The sequence below is a fragment of the Paenibacillus sp. NPDC101420 genome (assembly GCF_050277435.1).
Taxonomy (GTDB): Bacteria; Bacillota; Bacilli; order Paenibacillales; family Paenibacillaceae; genus Paenibacillus_AQ.
This window is the reverse complement of record NZ_JBNNSE010000002.1, coordinates 829,398-847,166: the sequence shown is the minus strand read 5'-3', so window position 1 is coordinate 847,166 and position 17,769 is coordinate 829,398. Positions and strand designations below refer to the sequence as shown.

Sequence of the window (17,769 nt, the reverse complement as noted above, 5' to 3'; positions counted from 1 at the left end):
CCATCCTCCTTCTTCCCAGTCTTAATCTGTCATGTAATTAACAAAACGAGTTAGATTAACTTACAATTAGTATGTTCTTATACTAATACAACACCATCGCTTCGTCAATAGATTTTGAAATATAATTTCATAAAGAAAATAAATTCTGATGTTTTATTTCATTCCTTACACACTATGTTATACCACATTTATAAAGCGCTTACAAGATGCAATTTAAATTTTTAACAATTGCTTTGATCGCTATGGCTCTAAGGTTAAAGCGATTTAAAAAAATGTATTATTTGCTGATTATCGCTCCAAACGAAACATAAAGTTACATCATCCGTGTTCAACCGGATGATGTTTCGTCTTCGATTCCATTCATTTTCTTCCTCATAATTGTGTGCCAAGCTATTAATTATTGAATTAAACTAATTATTATATTCATTAGATCAACGTATTCATCATGTAGATAATCTGACATGGATTGATAAATAGTATATTTAAGTATACGAAGTGAATGAAATACAAAAAAAAAAGAAAGCATTGATCCATGATCAATGCTTTCCTCCACATTCATTCTATCAGAACCTAATTTCTAAGTTTTTTCTTTAATATATTATGCGTTTTTGTTAAGTAGGTTTTCACTTCTTCATATTCTGCACTTGCGACACCAGCAAATAATATGTCGATGATCGTAAGCATCGCAATACGCGAGCCCATAGCCCCACTGCGGATTGTTATTTCAGGTGTGGATATGCTCAGTACAATATCCGCCCGCTCCGCAAGCTCACTTTTATTGTACTTCGTAATCGCAATACATTTCGCTCTATTCTTTTGGGCAATTTCCAGTGCATCAATAATATCACTAGTTGCTCCAGAGTTAGAAATGAAAATGGCAACATCATCTTTCTCAAGTAAAGTTGCTGCCGTGAGCTGACTATGACCATCTGTATAGGCATGACACATCTTATTAATTCGCGAGAACTTCTGTTCCCCGTCCATACAAACGAGTCCCGAAGCACCTATTCCAAAGAAAACAATTCGCTTACTATGACATAGTAATTCTACAGCTCTTGTAATTTCTTTTCGATCAATAACACTAAGCGTATCCTCAATGGACTTGCAATTATTCAATGAAATATTTGATATAATTGTCGAGAGATCGTCACCTGGCTGAATATCTGTATATTGAGCCTTTGAATCCTCATCACGAGAACCCAAAGATGCCGATATACTCACAATAAAATTGCGGTATCCGCTGTAACCCATCGTCTTACAGAAACGAAGGACAGATGCATCGCTTGTCTTACTCGATTGAGCCAATTCCTTAATCGACAAATGAGGGATCTCTTCCGTATTTTCTAAAATGTAATCTCCGACCAATCGTTCAACTGGTGTAAAACTCTCTCGCATATCACGAATTTTAATTAATACGTTGTCATTTAGACTCATAATCTACCTACTCTAGATTTAATTAACACCTTTAATAATATCATAAACAATATAAACAACCTATTTCAATAACAAAATACGTTTTGGCATATCAAAAGCAAATATTAATTAATCTATTAAAATCATCCTACTCTTAGATCACCTGGTGACTTTACGTTGATTATAGCGTAATAAAGTTGTAAGGTATAGTCGATAATTATATACCTTCTGATATGGTGAAACAAGGGACCACAAAGGTCCCCGAAGATTCTTTCTATTGTTCTCAGCATACGTATAACGCATGTATTTTTTAATTTTACTGCCGTCTAAATATGACTCGATTTGTCAACTACATTCTTTGATGTAGCACCGTTTTTATCAACAGATATCCGGGTCAGAATCGTCGTCTTGTCTTCAGAGACTAACTGCTTCTCCAACTCCTTGCCATCTAGGTATGTAGTCATTTTAGTGATTCCAAGCTAGGATTTCTTATCCTGCAATGCCTTGATGACTGAGGCAATAGAATACTTTTTTGTATCGGTTAGGGCCTTATTGCTGCCGCTGTTAAATACCGCAATGATATCAAATGTTTCTTTGTTACTCTCATTTATGGTTTTTAACATCATATTTGCTAGAGTGCTTTGTGCAGTATCAGGTATCTTAATACCTTCCTCTCATTTCTCGGAATGAATTTTCATTCTGAACGTAGTGACAAAAGAACCTAATGCTCCTTAGTCGGAAAATCAGCAGACTCACTGCAATCTAATGGCATTCCAAAAGCTGTCTGCAAGTTCTTCTTCGAGCTCAAGCGAATACAGTAACTCACCTTCTTCCATCATTTTAGCGAACATCTTCAAAGGGCCATATACAGTGCAGATCAATGCCATGGAAGGCAGGGGGCGTAACAATTTTTCCTCCTTACCTGATTTGGCTATATCTAGAATGAATTTTAATAAATTACCGAATATTGCTTTGCTATGTTCGTCTAAGTAATACCCATCTTCATGCAAGCCTTTCTTTTGCGATTTTTTTGCGCAAGAAATAAAGAGTCCTTTATAATGTAATAATGTACATAAAGACGGATTTGGAGGGAAACAAATGGCAAGTCATAAATGGGTATTAATCATAGACGATGAAGATGATTTAGCTCGTCTGATGAAGGCAGTTTTACATAAAGAAGGTATTGCAGACGTTGTAACTGCCGGGACAGTTGCAGAGGGATGGGACAAGTTTCAGGAGTATAATCCTGAACTTATCTTGCTAGATATTATGCTACCAGATGGAGAAGGATATGACTTATGCAGAAAAATTCGGGAAACATCAAATGCACCGATCTTATTTATGTCTGCAAAGGATGAGGAAATTAATAAGCTGTTAGGACTGGCGATAGGTGGCGATGATTATATTACTAAACCGTTCAGTCCCAAAGAAGTTGCTTATCGGGTAAAGGCACAACTGAGAAGAGCTGGCTTTACAGAGGAAAAAAAGGCTCCGAAAAGTTTGCAAGTTGGCCCCTTTGAGCTCAGTGCCAATGAGACAGAATTAAAAAAGAATGGCGAACCCCTTGTGCTTACCGCCAAAGAAGTCGGTTTAATGAGCTGTTTCATGCATCATCCGAATCAGATCATAAGCAAAGAAACCTTGTTTGAACAGGTATGGGGTGAAGATTTTTTTGGTTCCGATAATACAGTGATGGTACATATTCGGCGCTTACGGGAAAAAATTGAGGTAGACCCTTCAAAGCCAACCTTTTTATTAACGGTTAAAGGGTTAGGTTATAAATTACATACCAAGGGGTGAGACAAGTTGAAATGGAAATTGACACTCCGTTTTTTAAGATCGGTTATGACTATTGTTGTGATCGTTGGTATTGTAAATGCGATTTTATTTCTTTTTCTTTTCTTTTTACAGCTAAAAAACAATAATTTTGGCACTGAAGAAGTCTCTGCAGAAACCTTTAGCCGGACCTTTTCACAATATGTAGAACTACAATCCGGCAGACCTGTTGTGAACGAGGATGGCCTCAAAAAACTACAAGAAATGAGCGCCTGGGTACAATTCTTGAATGACCAAGGGGAGCAAGTAGCAGCCTTTTATACCCCTGAAGAATTGCAAACAGATTATTCTCCTATTGAAATTGTACAAATGTACAAATATAAAGAATTAGATGCAAGCACGACTGTTTTTGTCAGCACAGCTCAAAATTTTAGCTACTTTTTAGGGATTCAAAATCCGAAAATAGGCCGCTACGTAATGACCTATGACTACGCTAAAATTTTTAAAGATGTTAATGTTTTTCTCTCCATTTTTATAGTCATAGATGTGCTTATTGTAATCATCATTGGATTTTTATTTGGGAAAAAGTTAACTGCACCCCTTCATACATTAATAGAGGGTATTCAACAGCTTAGGGAGCGACGTTTTAAGAAAATGCCTACTCCTAAAGGCGTTTATGAAGAAGTTTTCCGAAACATGAATGAACTATCAGAAAAGCTCGATCGACATGAAGAAGAACGTAAGCATCTCGACCAAATGCGTGAGGAATGGATTAGTAATGTTTCACATGACATGAAAACACCACTTGCTTCTATTCAAGGTTATGCAGAATTTATAAACGACAGTGCCACAGATTTAACAGCCCAAGAATTACAGGAATACACAGCAATTATCAAGAGTAAATCGATGTATATGAAAGATTTGTTAGATGACCTCAATTTAACGACGCGTTTGCGTAATCAGCAGCTATCCCTGCAATTTGAAGAGGTGAATCTCGTTCAGTTTCTACGAGAAATGACGATTGATCTTTTAAATGACCCGACCTTTGGTGAACGGCAGATAGAGTTTGAGGCAAATGTGGTTAAAGCCGTACATAAAGTAGATAAAAAATTACTAAAACGAGCGATCCTTAACTTTATCTACAACGCGCTGGTGCATAACGATGAAAATGTTGTGGTGAAGATTCGAGTGGAAACCATTAGTCCGCATACCCAAATTACAATTTCTGATAATGGCCAGGGTATTCCAGCTAAAGATCTGGAACAGGTTTTCGAACGCTACTATCGGGGTACAAACACAACGAGTAAGCATGGAACTGGGTTAGGAATGGCCATCGCCAGAGATATTATTTGGGCTCATGAGGGGAAACTCGATTTGACGAGCGATGAAAATACCGGTACCACCATTACTATACTTTTATAATACAAATGACTTACCTACTCATTAGCAGAGAAAAGGGCTGTTCTCCACTTACTTTATTGGAGACAGCCCTTCTTCAATCTATTAGTTTTTTAGTGCCTTTAGCGGAATATCCTCTAATTTCACTTCATCGTATGAGGAGACTTGATCACCTTTTTTCACATACATTTTCAAGTAGGCGCCTTTACGAAGATTTTTTTGTGCATTAAATTCCAGTGGAATTGTATTACCTTTGGCATTTGTAGCCTCTAGTGTATAAGAATAAGAGGTCATGACTGAACCATCGCTCAGTTTATATTCATGGGGTTCCCCATCCTCTGTGATTTGTAAGTAGTAATTTTCGGCATTGAAGCGATTGAAATCAATCTTGGCTATAGCAAAGACCCCTACAACTCCAATAACAAACAAAATACCCATAGTAATTAGAAATTTTTTCATCTCAATCATCCTTCTGTTTTATTATTTAGTGTGATAATTCGATTGTAAGAAGCTACGGTTAATAAAAAATACAACCCGTAAATTACGGTATAAGCAATCATCCAGAGCAACACAGGTTTTGCCAAATCCATCATCAGTAGACTAGAGAATGCTTTTAAAGCCACTACACTATGCAATAACCCTACTACAAGCGGTACAACAAAGATAACGAATACCTGTGACGCAATTGATTTTCGCATTTCTTTTGCACTGACACCCATTTTATGCAGCATATTGTACTGTGATTTATCCTCTTCTGCCTCTGTTAAAACCTTAAAATAAATGATACTGCCTGTAGCAGCCAGAAATACTAGACCAAGGAAACTTCCGATAAACAGTAGAGACCCCACACCTTCCAAACTTGTTTGGTAATCTTGTGGACCACTTGAAAATAACGCTTCTTCAGGTAATTGGTTTGCTATTTTTTTAGATAAATCCACAGAAGCATCATCTACCCCAAGAACACGATAGTGCAGCACTTCCCCATCATTTTGCAACACTTTATACTGATCCTCCGAGACTACCACGGTTATACCTGCTGTACCTACATTCAATACGCTTTGTGTTTTAAAGCTTTGGAATGTGAGAGGATGGCCGTTGCCTGTTGTTATAGTTTTTCCTGTATATATTGGTGAGAACCTTTTGTCATATCCGATATCTAAAATAACCGCGTAGCTGTCCTTTACATCTAATTTTTCTTTATGTTGTAGACTTGCTAATTGGTTGTATGTTTTTTCATCGATAACTGTATATTCTCTTTTATCAGAGCTATCGAATGTTGATGGCGAGTTTAACTCTTTCGTATGAAACGTAATGGATAGTGCTTCAATATTTTTATCGTATTTTGTATCTGATACTACAGCACTCACTTGCTTGTCCATTTCTGCATCTGTTGATTGATACATAAAGGTATTCGGATTAATCGTTTTCGCCGAGTCATTCGTATTGTAATAAAGGCCATAGACCGCTCCACCGGCAGTTACTGTCGTAGCACTCAACACGGCAATCACAGTTAATGTACGTGCGTTCCCACGAATACGATAGAGCAGCTGAGAAATAGTAATGACATGAAGGCCTTTCCAAAGCCACCTTTCATTTTTCTTAATCATTGCTAACACAAAGCCAGTCACACTGTGGAACAATAAAAATGTACCCAAAATAACCGTTGTTAAAATAATTAATACAGTCAAGGGGAATCCAATTTTTCCCCATACCTTAGAAGTGAAAAGGTCCTGCATTGCAAGCCAATAGCCCAAGACAATGAGTAACACTCCAAGAACAGCTACTATCATAGATGGTTTAGGCGCCACTTCTCCCTTTTTGGAAGCATGAAATAAATCAATCAGCTTAAATTGATAGATTAAGCGATAGCCTTGAAACGATGTTACTAAGAAAATAACCAGAAATACGATAGCCGTGTTCATCGCTGCCGCCGCTGAAAATGTAAAGGATGCTACAACGTCATAACCCATTAAATGAATTAAAATCGTCATAAATCCTTTTGAACATAGGAACCCAAGTACAATTCCTACTACTAAAGAGAACAATCCTAACAATAAATTTTCGAAAAAGAGCATAAAGCCTATTTGACGATTACGTACCCCTAGCAACGCATACAATGCGACTTCTTTTTTACGTTTTTTCATAAAAAATGAATTGGAATAGGCTATAAATATGAACACGAAAAAGATGAGAATGACTGCCGCCCCACTCATTAGTGAGCCTAGTTTTTGGGATGAAGCCGTCTGTTCTGCTATCGTATCGCTATATTTCAAAGTCACAAATGTAAAGTAAATGATGATACTAAACACCATCGATGCAATATATAAAAAATATTGTGAAAAGTTTCGGGCTATATTTTTTCTTGCTAGACTAAATAACGTCATCTACCTCACCCCCAATGGCCGCATGAACATCTAAGATCTCTTGGAAGAAGGCTTTGCGTGTCTGATCACGACGAAATATTTCTGTAGAAAAAGAGCCATCCTTGATGAAAATAATCCGGCGGCAGAAGCTTGCGGCAAAGGCATCATGAGTCACCATCATAATGGTCGAGTTGTTATTTTCATTTAAAGTGCTTAAGCTTTCCAATAAATCTGTTGCTGATTTAGAGTCAAGCGCACCTGTTGGTTCATCAGCCAAAATAAGTGCGGGCTCTGTCACGAGCGCTCTAGCCGCAGCGGTTCTTTGCTTTTGACCACCAGAGATTTGGTAAGGATATTTTGCCAGTAAATCTTCAATCCCAAATACCTTAGAAATCTGAGTCACGAGGTGATTGATTTTCTTCGCTGGAATTTTAGCAATCGCCAGAGGAAGCAATATGTTCTCCTTTACAGTCAAGGAATCGAGTAAATTGTAATCTTGGAAGATGAAGCCGAGATGTTCACGTCTGAAGTCTGACAAGGCTGCTTCCTTCATATCATGAATACTCTTGTTCTTCATATAAATCTTCCCTTCAGTTGGGGAATCAATAGTTGCTAACAAATTTAGCAAGGTTGATTTTCCAGCGCCCGAAGGTCCCATAATCCCTACAAACTCACCTTCATGAATGTCAAAAGACACGTTTTCTAAGGCTGTGTAAGCAGCACTTAACTTCCCGTATACTTTTTTTATGTTTTCTACTTTTAATAATGGTTCCATTCATTTCACCTCATAATTTGCTGATACTTATACTATAGGCTGTGAACCTTACAGCAAATTCATGCCAACCTTACAAAAAGCTTAAATCCAAAAAAAAGGGTACCCAGTAGCCATTTAAGACTACGGAGTACCCCTTTACGATTGAAAAGAATTCATTTTTTTCTCGTTGTATATAAATCAGAAGCTTCATCAAAGTAAAAGCGGCGTTTTTGTTTGCCAAACACGACTAATATAACATGAATGAACAACACGATCGTTAAAATGATAGAGGTCAATGCTGCACCTAACGTTAAGAATATAGATGCCTTATAGAATGGAGAATCCATTGATAGTTCCACGTTATTCAAAGTATTCGCAATGACTGTTATGAAGTACATCGCGTAAATGGCACCAAAGCGTTTAAATAATCGCTTGTTCGTTTCCACTCGACTTATTTTACTGTCATAGCGATAACGCATTATTTTTGTACCGATTGTCGATCCATTCCAAATCCATGGAATAATAAACAAAGTTACAGAAAGTGTAATTGTGCTCGCAATAAATTCACTAACCATATTAACGTTGGTCATACTCAACACAACTTTAACTACTATGTTGCTGATAAATATATCAATAATAACAGCCAGCAACACAGACATCCCTCTTACTTCATCAAGAGCCAATAATCTATCTGCTTTCTCATTAATTTTCTTTTTTGATGGGAATAACGCCAACACGGCTGGAGCAATAAAGAAGCCCAGTACCCCGCCGGTAGTATTCAACAATAAATCGTCCACATCAAAAATGCGATAAGGGCAATTATAAATCCCGTAAATACCTGTTACCTGTGTTATCTCATAAAATAATGTTAATAAGAACGTGATTGCTAGCGCTTTTTTCCAGTGTTTCTTGTCTTGAAAAAAATATCGCAAATAAACACCAAAAGGTAATAATAGCAAGAAATTAAAAAAAGCTTGATAGAATGAGGGTTGGCTAAATAACAGTCTATAAGTTGCAGGCTGTGATAACACGATACCACTATTCCCTAAGGTGCTCACTATAAATTGAAATGGCATAAGTGAATAATGTTGTGTGCCCGGTTTTTGTAGTGAACAAGTATCGCGTATCTCTGGCAACGGCAACAAGACTAAAAATAACGCTGCTAGAAAGTAAAAAATAAACGAAAATGAAATTAACGTGGTAGAAAATGGCAGATAGTTATACTTTCTATATGTATAAATGAGCCATGGGATAAATAAGGCGAATGCTAAAACAACAAAAAAGATCGCTGCCACAAAGATTGGTTGAGTATATGCTGACATTTCTAGTTCACACCCCATAATTATTTAGTATTCATATTAACCATAAAACGGATTCTAATTCAACTGAAGTTGAAACATTTTATCATATTTAAGGATCCTGTAATGTTGGCATCAATTTAATGTAAGGTTCGCAACTTATACTGACTTCTAAGCAAATGAAACTATTTTCAAAGGAGAACTTTTAATGAATCCCTCGATTTCACAAAAAGAAAGAATCGTTTCACTCGACATCATTCGCGGACTTGCTCTTTTTGGCATTCTGCTGATAAATGTTGGAGCCTTTAAAGTTATTATTGAAGGAGATCCCTTACCAGACTATAGTGGCATTAATGGAATCATCAATACTTTGATAATCATCTTCGTACAAAAAAAGTTCTTTTCTATTTTTTCATTCCTATTCGGAGTAGGTCTATACATTTTCGCCTCAAGAGCCGAAAGTCGGGGAGATAAACCTAGATGGCGTATGGCTAGACGTTTACTGATCCTCTTGCTGCTGGGAATCATTCATGTATTTATCTTTTGGGGAACCATTCTACCCGTATACGCCATTATCGGATTGTTTCTGATCCCTTTTTATCACACAACGGTTTCTACACTTAAAAAGTGGCTTATGGGTATGACATCCATTTACATCATTTCCTTGATGGTAAAAATATTTTTACCCTCTCAAGGGGCAATCTCATCTATCCTTGATATTTTTTCTAATGACGCTATGCAAATCTTTATTATGTTTTTAGCTGGTTTTTTAACTGCAAAGTCAGGTTGGCTGACACATATACAAGAATTATCAAAACCAATTAGATGGATTCAAATAGCATCATTTCTTTTGTTCGTTGGTTTCTCATTATGGATTTGGAACGCTTCTCAAAGCGGGAGCAGCAATGTAGATTCAGTTACGGGCTTAGGATCACTTCCAACCACTTTGTTTTACTTAACAACATTATTTCTACTATTAGAAAACAAACAAATGGTGAAATTCCTGACACCCATATCACGGGTGGGTCAAATGGCATTTACAAATTATGTAGCTCAAAGCATTATAGGGACGGCAATCATTTCAATGATAGGTCTCGAAGTCGTTTCACCCAAAGATATTCTCTACATCGCTGTTCTGATTTATATTATTCAAATCATTTGTAGTACCATCTGGTTCAAGTTCTTTTCCATGGGACCTTTAGAAAAGCTTTGGCGCTTGATGACCTATGGAACAAAGCCTGCAACAAAAAACCCCTCATAAAAAAGGAGTTTTCGGGTTTAAGCGCTTTAACTTTTAGTCGAAGAATCATGCCATGAACTCTAATAATTAGAGAATCAAGTCTAATGCATCCTGTGAAATCCACACTTTATCTTTAATCATTACTGTCAGTACATTGAGTTTCGTTGTTTTGCCATCCAGAATGGCGATGTTTTTATCTAAAGGCAGCTTGAGAACTTGGCCTGCTTTTTTCACTACAACCACCGGATTAGTCTTATCGGTCTTGTCTAGGGTGATCGTAGCTCCTTTGGCCTTGAATTTATCACTGGATACGTACAGTGTATCCTGAAGCTGCGCCAGATTTAGTCCGGTCACTTCTTGAATATACTTATTCACATCCGTATTCTGGATTACACCGCTGTTCACGAAATCGGTCGGTTTATAATTAGCCGGATGGTAGGCGAACAATCCAACCTCTTCCGATGTGTGATCATCCGTAGAGAAGGTTACGCCTATCTTATTCCCCAAGATTTTACCGATGACCGGCGAAAGGTTATCTTTCATGCCTAATCTGACTTGATCCGCTTCTTCTTGGGTTAAATCACTAAGTCCATAATTATCCGCTAGGACCTTTTTGAAATTGTGCTCATTAATACTGCCTTCAATGTAATAACTGGTGTGCTTCGCTTTCATCAACTCGGAGACTAGGTCTTTGGTGGAATCATAGTTCGTCATATTGAGCCCGCCAGTAGCATGATCCGAAACGGACAAGACTGCTGTATTTCCGTCTTTTTCTGCAAAATCAACAGCGGCTTTGAAAGCTTTATCAAACGCTAAGGTCTCACTCATAATCCCCACCGGATCGTTATCATGACCATACCAGTCAATCTGGCTTGCTTCGACCATCAGAATAAAACCTTTCTCGTTCTGTGACAATTTCTCTATCGCTACTTTGGTCATTTCAACAAGGCTCGGTTGCTTTTGCGGGTTCAGATCAAAATCAGCATCCAGTGCTTCGGGGTTGAACAGCCCCCAGATTTTATTCGTTTTAGAATTCATTAAACCTGCTTTATCCGTTACGTATTCATACCCATTTGATTTCAGGATTTTGGTTAAATCTTCTCCGTCCTTACGGTTAATGTCTTCTTTGCCGGGTACCAAATACCCGGACCCACCCCCGAGAAGAACATCTACACCACTGTAGACCATCTGTTCTGCAATAGACTGCGCATTGTCACGCGTGTAGGCATGACTTAAAAATGTAGCCGGCGTCGCATCCGTTAATTCACAAGTAAATACCGTTCCTGTACTTTTCCCTGCCATTCTCGCTGCATCCATAATCGTAAGCAGAGGTTTGTTCACGTCCTCTGGCTTAACTGCGTCCACGAACGGCATAGTGATTCGGTCGGGCAGTATGGATACCGTCTCACTCTTAACCTTATGGCCAGTGGCATAAGCCGTAGCTCCCGCAGCGGAATCTGTGGTAAGTGAATCCGTAGAATAGGTTCTGACCAGCCCGCTGAAATACTTATCCATCGCAAGCGCCTGTCCTCCCTGATACCATCTGGCCAAATTCACATCGGATAAGCTCATCCCATCCGTAATAAACAGGATCACGTTCTTGACTGAATTGTTTGTAGGAGCATCAGAGTTATTGGCGCCACTGGCGTAGGTCGTTCCGTTGCCTGCTGCAAGCAGACTGCAAACCATAACTGTACTGCAAATTCTCCCGATAACCTTTTTGCGCATTTGAATCCTCCTCTAGCAGATTTTGTTAAGTACGTTTCTAGTTTAAAGGAGGATTGTTTGCGGGAGCAGCACCTATTCTCTTTTAATATATTAAATTCTGTGCATATTTTGACTTGACCTGTGCTACTGATAGTGGGCTGCATCCCTAACGCCTTAACACATTATTGTCCATATAATCTTCTATTTAACAGTAGCTACTTGTTCAGATTATCAGATAAGTACTTAACAATGCCGTCGTCAGAGTCTTGAGAATACTCCCACACCATGACACCAGCCAGTTTTTTATCTTTGATATATTTAACTTTTGCCTGCAAGGCTTCTTTATCTTCATACGTAATAAAAGTATCACCATCATACAAATAAGCCGTCTTCGCTGTATCGTCAAAGTATCGTTTAAATCGATCTTGGCTCATATATTTTTCTTTTATCGTCTTGTAGCTTAAATCTACTTTGTCGATATTGATAGGTTTACCCAGTAAAAATGAGGCGTCATTATTCACATCACTTTTAACATTCTCCCATCCGTAGGAATAAGCTGGAATACCTAGGAGAAGCTTGCTCGGATCAACATCACGATCTAAATATAAATGAATAATACGATCCACGCTGGTTTTGCTCTTTTTATGCTTATCTATAAATAAATTCGAATTATACCCTGTTGTATCTGACCAAGCTCCAGTCAAGTCATAGCTCATGACATTAATGAAATCCACATACTTTTCTACTTTTTTAACTTCAACGTTTTTGAAGAACCACTCTTCATTCCCTGCAGCAAAGGTTAAATAGTAATTTTTATTTTTACGCGGGAGTCTATCCAATTTTTCATCAAGTTCCTTCATTAGACTAGTAAAGTTCTTGGTATCCTCAGGTCGGGCTTTAGTCGTATTCCATGAATCAAAAGCTGGATATTCCCAGTCTATATCGATCCCATCTAAATCTAAATCCTTAACCATTGCGATCATACTCTCAGTAAAGTTGTACCGGTTTCCATCCATTGAAGCATCGGAGAATCCGTCCGCTTTATAGCCGCCAACTCCAAGTATGAAACTCGTTTTTTTATTATTTGCTTGCAGTTTCTTTATATTTTCTTTAATGATCTCATTTTTAGCAGGGTCCAGATCAAAATACACATTCGTTTTATCAATTTTGGCAAAGGCAAGAATAGCGATATCAATGTTTTTGTCATGGAGATTAAGATCTTTAAAGTCTTTCCATAACGGTATGTACACGGAGGTTATTTTTTTGTCTGAATCATTGAGATTGTAATAGTAAATTCCCATGCCTATAGCTAATATAGCTATGAAGATTTTTGTATATACACTTATTTTCATCATGTTAACTTCTTCCCCCAAATAAGACATGTGTAATGTATCTATTTAGATTTAAGACTTTAACCGTGAAATAGCTGATTAAGAATATAATAATTACATTAAAAGTAAGGTTGCCTATAGATTGGAGTAGAGTAGCTTGTATTTCTGCTCTTCTGGATACCAATATTTCAATCAACAAGTGAATTAAGTAGATACTAAAGCTAGCTTTGGAAATGGAGCTAATTATTTTTTTGACTTTGTAATTTAACTTCTCGCTAATGGCGGTTTCTTTTTCTTTAAAATAGATAAACGTTCCAATAGCCATAAAAAATGTCGTGAGTGAATAGTTTCCATAGAACATTTCATCTAGCACACCACTGTACAAGGAAGAAAAATAGGTCGCTAATGGCGTTACAAAAAAGGATATAATGCCTAAATTAAAGAAAAGATTTTTGGCTTTCATCGATATCGTATAGTTAAAGAGATAATATCCCAGGATAAAATATCCTAAATAACCCATGAACAAAGGGATATTGGTTATAGGAATATTGATATATTCGGAGGTCAATCTGAATACAAGATCAGAGATGAATTTATAAACCACACTTATCAAGAACCATATCAGCAGATAATATTTTATATCCTTTTCACTGCATACTTTTACAAGTTTACTAATTAAAGGAACTGTTATATAGATCGCAATAATCGCGTATAGAAACCATAAATGTATATAATTCTTATCAAAGATTAAACCATACGAAAAATGAATGAAAAAATCATAAACGCCCATGCTGCTTTTTTGAATGAAATATTGGGTGTAAACGGCATAAATGAGTGACCAGCTAACTAAGGAAATGATTAAAGGAAGTACTTTTTTAATATAAAACTGCCGATATGATTTCACTTCCACTCGAAGGATCATCGCACCGCTTATCATAAAGAACACGGGCACAGCAAATCTGGATATCGAATTAAAAAAGTTGCTAATCCACCAAGCGGTTGTATTGAAATCATTTGTCCTTGTAAGCAAGTCTGCAGTGTAGTGCAGAATGATGACGGCAACGATGGCCATTATTCGTAATACATCTATAAATATAATTCGTTTATCATTCAATATATGATTCATAAGTACCTCCGGATGGGTAGTTTGTTAATAGCTACAGTTAGGAGACTAGCTGATACTTGAAACCCCTTTTCTCTCAACGAATCCCCAGCCCTCGTCATTATCAAAATATTTAAACGTGCCTACGATATTCATATAAAGCAGCAGATTTCGATAGGTTAGTAATTCAACTTGGCTAAACACAAACATCCGAATATAATCTTTAACTGAATAATTGCTGCCATATTTTTTGCATAAATAGAGAGAAATCCCGATTTGCAGCGCATTAATGACGATAACAAACAACAAGAGAATAATGGCCTGAAATAAATTGGTACCCAGAAAGAGCGATTGTATAAGATAAAAAACGCTTGTAAATGCTGTTAATGTACCTAGGATAAAACCATCTATAGCAAAAAAGAGACTGACGCCAACGCTAAACTTTCGTGATAATTTGGACCAATAGATTAATATGCAATCTACAAAAGCTTTTTGCCAGCGTATTCTTTGTTTATAAAAGTTACTTAAGTTTTCTGGACATTCCGTGTAACATACAGCTTCTGGCGCGTATACGAGTTTCTTATTTAAGTTATTCGCTTTAATAAACTCGTGAATTTTTAAGGTAATATCAATATCTTCTCCTACAGTACTACGAAACCCGTTAACATCCACCAATATACTCTTATAAAAGGCACCAAATGCGCCTGAAATAACTACGATTGAATTAAAAACAGATTGTGTTAGTTTTCTAACATAAAATCCATGGATGTAGCTGATAACTTGGCTTTTTATAATACCTTTACCAGTAAATTTATCTTGGATAACTCCGTTCCTTTTCTCAGCGCCCTGTACGATCTTCACAGTCCCACCTAAAGCGATGATCTTATCATCTTGAAAATATTGATTTACATATTTAAGCGAGTTTATTTCCAGCATGCTATCTGCATCCAGCGTGATAACAACATCAGAATTCGCACAATCGATGCCGGCGTTAAGAGAATCTGCCTTTCCGCCATTTAATTTATCAATTACAAATATTTTTTCATATTTCTCCGAAAAATAAATTCCTTTTATAGCAGCGTATGAAAGCTTACCCTCTGCTTCTCTATCACTTATCGATAAATCCAAAAGCTCATTTAATTTTTGAAACGTCTGATCCTTTGAACCATCATTAATAATGATGACTTCATAATTACAGTAATTTAGGCCCTCCATTGCATCTATGCAATTCTTAATAGTGAGCTCCTCGTTATAAGCAGGAACTAAAACGGAAATCGATTTTTCATCACAATCGTTATTCAACTTCTTAACTTTACTGAAAAATAAAGGGATGACTGTGTAAAGAGTTTGAAACCCAATAAAAATGAAGGTTAACAAATAAAAACAGTATTGCATCTCCTCACTCCTTTTTATTTATCTAAAGCTTATAATTCTATGAATTGAACTGTTCTCCAGACAGTTAATCCCACACTAATATCAATTACTTACATCCTTTGTAAGTAATTCCAACTAATAATAGTAAATAAAACCAAAAATAGCAACCTTTGAAAGCGTTGTTATTGTAATTTTCTGAATAATATATAATTTACCGCTTTATTTTACATACAGTATTTTTCATTTTTCATCACAAAAAAAAGAAAAGAAAGAGAGAGAAATTAAGAAAATAATATATTTTGTCGTTTAATCATTCTAAATGAATCTTTCAAATTCCAAGAATTATATGGAACTATAAGGGGAATATAGATCGTGTTCCGAGGGAGAGTTTTCATACTAAAAAATAGCATATTCTTTCTAAATTTGGTAGACAAATACCATTTATTTGCATATAATCACTATGGTGTTACAAAAATTGTTATCATTCAATGAATTTAGCCCTACGCACCTTTTTCTCTTACCTTTCATGTCGATATATGAGCTCTTTATGAGTTTATATAAATACGTTCAACAAAGAAAGGAGTTGTAATTGAGACAAAACGTTCGGGACTGAATGCATCATTTGTTCGCAGTGCATATTTTTATATAAAAAGGAGGAGTAAAATGTCATCTATCCGTATTTCTCATTCACCTAGGGTAAAGTTGTTAGCTTATGGGAGTAAGATCTTGATTTTTTCATTGGTTGTAATGTTATTCCCGGAAAGATCCTTTTCTCACGGTTATGTTGAAGGACCTGCTAGCCGGGCTGCACTCTGTAAATCAGGACAAAATACAGATTGTGGCCCGATTGTTTATGAGCCCCAAAGTCTAGAGGCACCTAAGGGGTTCCCTGCTGCAGGGCCAGCAGACGGGAAGATTGCAAGCGCTAACGGAGCTTTTCCCAAGCTTGATGAACAATCGGCTACACGCTGGTCTAAAGTCAACATCTCTGCCGGACAAAATACATTCACTTGGAAATTGACTGCCGCTCATTCGACGGCCAGCTGGAAATACTATATTACAAAGCCCGACTGGAATCCTAACGCCGCTCTTACTCGGGACTCATTCGACCTTACTCCTTTCTATTCGGTGAACTATGGAGGTGTACAGCCACCCTTCACTTACTCAGACACGTTTAACGTTCCGGAACGTAGTGGATACCACGTCATCTTGGCTGTGTGGGAAGTCGCAGATACTCCGAACGCCTTCTATAATGTCATTGATGTCAACTTTAGCGGAAGCAACCCTGTCGATACCCAAGCTCCTTCCGCACCAGCAGCTTTGACGGCAACTGCAAAAACATCCACCAGCGTTTCATTGGCCTGGAACGCATCCACGGATAATACCGGTGTAACAGGGTACCAAGTATTTAACGGAACTTCATTGGTTGCAACCGTATCCGGCACTACATTAAATTACACCGTATCTGGATTAACCGCGAATACTGCCTATACCTTTAGTGTCAAGGCAAAAGACGCTGCTGGAAATGTCTCAAATGGAAGCAATTCCGTCAGTGTTACTACTAATGCACCCGTTGGTAATGATACGGAAGCACCCACAGCCCCCGGCGGCTTACATGTTATGGGGACACCAACATCCTCCAGCATTCAGTTAATGTGGAATCCGTCAACGGATAATGTTGGTGTTACAGGCTACCGTATTTATAGAGGAACGACATTAATCACCACTGTACCTGGCTCCACAACGGATTATACGGTAACAGGTCTTAGCGCCGGTGCAACATATACGTTCAATGTACATGCCTTCGACGCCGCAGGCAATCAATCAGTGGCCAGCACCATCAATGGCACAACCGCTACAGCCTCTACAGCCCCAGCTTGGGCACCCAATACCCCTTACACAGTCGGTACATTGGTAACCTACGATGGTTCTGTGTATGAATGTCGTCAAGCCCATACATCGTTAACCGGTTGGGAGCCTGCTAATTCCCCGGCGCTATGGTTGTTAAAGTAA

General features: G+C 37.5%; 15 protein-coding genes. 4 read left to right on the top strand and 11 right to left on the bottom strand.

All coding sequences use genetic code 11. From position 1 onward, the window contains the following. Positions 1 to 570: 570 nt before the first annotated feature. From ACQKMP_RS12600 to ACQKMP_RS12590, 3 genes are all read right to left on the bottom strand, one after another. Complete coding sequence (locus ACQKMP_RS12600) at positions 571 to 1,434, bottom strand: MurR/RpiR family transcriptional regulator (protein ID WP_042129113.1); 864 nt, start codon at positions 1,432 to 1,434, stop codon at positions 571 to 573. 305 nt (positions 1,435 to 1,739) lie between these two features. After that, positions 1,740 to 1,877: a hypothetical protein gene (locus ACQKMP_RS12595; protein WP_379423757.1), complete on the bottom strand. Its 138-nt coding sequence runs from the start codon at positions 1,875 to 1,877 to the stop codon at positions 1,740 to 1,742. Positions 1,878 to 2,165: 288 nt separating this feature from the next. After that, positions 2,166 to 2,423 (bottom strand): hypothetical protein, encoded by a 258-nt coding sequence (locus ACQKMP_RS12590; RefSeq protein WP_427469499.1) that lies wholly within the window; start codon positions 2,421 to 2,423, stop codon positions 2,166 to 2,168. Between the two features lie 88 nt (positions 2,424 to 2,511). Here ACQKMP_RS12590 and ACQKMP_RS12585 point away from each other — a divergent pair, with 88 nt between their 5' ends. After that, a complete protein-coding gene (locus ACQKMP_RS12585; protein ID WP_149647020.1) occupies positions 2,512 to 3,213 on the top strand; it encodes a response regulator transcription factor in 702 nt (233 codons plus the stop codon). A gap of 6 nt (positions 3,214 to 3,219) precedes the next feature. Beyond that, positions 3,220 to 4,611: a sensor histidine kinase gene (locus tag ACQKMP_RS12580; protein ID WP_427469498.1), complete on the top strand. Its 1,392-nt coding sequence runs from the start codon at positions 3,220 to 3,222 to the stop codon at positions 4,609 to 4,611. 81 nt (positions 4,612 to 4,692) lie between these two features. Here ACQKMP_RS12580 and ACQKMP_RS12575 read toward each other — a convergent pair whose 3' ends face one another. The 4 genes from ACQKMP_RS12575 to ACQKMP_RS12560 form a co-directional block, all read right to left on the bottom strand. Then, positions 4,693 to 5,046 (bottom strand): YxeA family protein, encoded by a 354-nt coding sequence (locus ACQKMP_RS12575; protein WP_042194171.1) that lies wholly within the window; start codon positions 5,044 to 5,046, stop codon positions 4,693 to 4,695. A gap of 5 nt (positions 5,047 to 5,051) precedes the next feature. Continuing rightward, positions 5,052 to 6,971, bottom strand: a complete 1,920-nt coding sequence (locus tag ACQKMP_RS12570; protein ID WP_427469497.1) for an FtsX-like permease family protein — start codon at positions 6,969 to 6,971, stop codon at positions 5,052 to 5,054. Continuing rightward, positions 6,958 to 7,725: an ABC transporter ATP-binding protein gene (locus ACQKMP_RS12565; RefSeq protein WP_042189627.1), complete on the bottom strand. Its 768-nt coding sequence runs from the start codon at positions 7,723 to 7,725 to the stop codon at positions 6,958 to 6,960. The genes ACQKMP_RS12570 and ACQKMP_RS12565 overlap by 14 nt, the downstream gene beginning before the upstream one ends. Before the next feature lie 152 nt (positions 7,726 to 7,877). Continuing rightward, positions 7,878 to 9,026 carry a VanZ family protein gene (locus ACQKMP_RS12560; protein ID WP_339265789.1) on the bottom strand — a complete coding sequence of 383 codons (1,149 nt, stop codon included), beginning with the start codon at positions 9,024 to 9,026 and terminating at the stop codon, positions 7,878 to 7,880. 184 nt (positions 9,027 to 9,210) lie between these two features. Here ACQKMP_RS12560 and ACQKMP_RS12555 point away from each other — a divergent pair, with 184 nt between their 5' ends. After that, a complete protein-coding gene (locus ACQKMP_RS12555) occupies positions 9,211 to 10,263 on the top strand; it encodes a DUF418 domain-containing protein (RefSeq protein ID WP_339797001.1) in 1,053 nt (350 codons plus the stop codon). Positions 10,264 to 10,329: 66 nt separating this feature from the next. Here ACQKMP_RS12555 and ACQKMP_RS12550 read toward each other — a convergent pair whose 3' ends face one another. The 4 genes from ACQKMP_RS12550 to ACQKMP_RS12535 form a co-directional block, all read right to left on the bottom strand. After that, positions 10,330 to 11,970 carry an alkaline phosphatase gene (locus tag ACQKMP_RS12550; protein WP_427469496.1) on the bottom strand — a complete coding sequence of 547 codons (1,641 nt, stop codon included), beginning with the start codon at positions 11,968 to 11,970 and terminating at the stop codon, positions 10,330 to 10,332. A 194-nt stretch (positions 11,971 to 12,164) separates the two neighbouring features. Then, positions 12,165 to 13,301 (bottom strand): glycoside hydrolase family 18 protein, encoded by a 1,137-nt coding sequence (locus ACQKMP_RS12545; RefSeq protein WP_427469745.1) that lies wholly within the window; start codon positions 13,299 to 13,301, stop codon positions 12,165 to 12,167. A 4-nt stretch (positions 13,302 to 13,305) separates the two neighbouring features. Further along, a complete protein-coding gene (locus tag ACQKMP_RS12540; RefSeq protein WP_341145801.1) occupies positions 13,306 to 14,406 on the bottom strand; it encodes an acyltransferase in 1,101 nt (366 codons plus the stop codon). Between the two features lie 45 nt (positions 14,407 to 14,451). After that, positions 14,452 to 15,777 (bottom strand): glycosyltransferase, encoded by a 1,326-nt coding sequence (locus ACQKMP_RS12535; protein ID WP_427469495.1) that lies wholly within the window; start codon positions 15,775 to 15,777, stop codon positions 14,452 to 14,454. A 642-nt stretch (positions 15,778 to 16,419) separates the two neighbouring features. Here ACQKMP_RS12535 and ACQKMP_RS12530 point away from each other — a divergent pair. Next, positions 16,420 to 17,769 (top strand): lytic polysaccharide monooxygenase, encoded by a 1,350-nt coding sequence (locus ACQKMP_RS12530; RefSeq protein WP_427469494.1) that lies wholly within the window; start codon positions 16,420 to 16,422, stop codon positions 17,767 to 17,769.

Excerpts from the sequence above, each read along its gene's own strand:
- ACQKMP_RS12600 (WP_042129113.1), bottom strand. The coding sequence starts at position 1,434 with ATGAGTCTAAATGACAACGTATTAATTAAAATTCGTGATATGCGAGAG.
- ACQKMP_RS12595 (WP_379423757.1), bottom strand. The coding sequence starts at position 1,877 with ATGACTACATACCTAGATGGCAAGGAGTTGGAGAAGCAGTTAGTCTCT.
- ACQKMP_RS12585 (WP_149647020.1), top strand. The coding sequence starts at position 2,512 with ATGGCAAGTCATAAATGGGTATTAATCATAGACGATGAAGATGATTTA.
- ACQKMP_RS12575 (WP_042194171.1), bottom strand. The coding sequence starts at position 5,046 with ATGAAAAAATTTCTAATTACTATGGGTATTTTGTTTGTTATTGGAGTT.
- ACQKMP_RS12570 (WP_427469497.1), bottom strand. The coding sequence starts at position 6,971 with ATGACGTTATTTAGTCTAGCAAGAAAAAATATAGCCCGAAACTTTTCA.
- ACQKMP_RS12565 (WP_042189627.1), bottom strand. The coding sequence starts at position 7,725 with ATGGAACCATTATTAAAAGTAGAAAACATAAAAAAAGTATACGGGAAG.
- ACQKMP_RS12560 (WP_339265789.1), bottom strand. The coding sequence starts at position 9,026 with ATGTCAGCATATACTCAACCAATCTTTGTGGCAGCGATCTTTTTTGTT.
- ACQKMP_RS12555 (WP_339797001.1), top strand. The coding sequence starts at position 9,211 with ATGAATCCCTCGATTTCACAAAAAGAAAGAATCGTTTCACTCGACATC.
- ACQKMP_RS12550 (WP_427469496.1), bottom strand. The coding sequence starts at position 11,970 with ATGCGCAAAAAGGTTATCGGGAGAATTTGCAGTACAGTTATGGTTTGC.
- ACQKMP_RS12545 (WP_427469745.1), bottom strand. The coding sequence starts at position 13,301 with ATGAAAATAAGTGTATATACAAAAATCTTCATAGCTATATTAGCTATA.
- ACQKMP_RS12540 (WP_341145801.1), bottom strand. The coding sequence starts at position 14,406 with ATGAATCATATATTGAATGATAAACGAATTATATTTATAGATGTATTA.
- ACQKMP_RS12535 (WP_427469495.1), bottom strand. The coding sequence starts at position 15,777 with ATGCAATACTGTTTTTATTTGTTAACCTTCATTTTTATTGGGTTTCAA.
- ACQKMP_RS12530 (WP_427469494.1), top strand. The coding sequence starts at position 16,420 with ATGTCATCTATCCGTATTTCTCATTCACCTAGGGTAAAGTTGTTAGCT.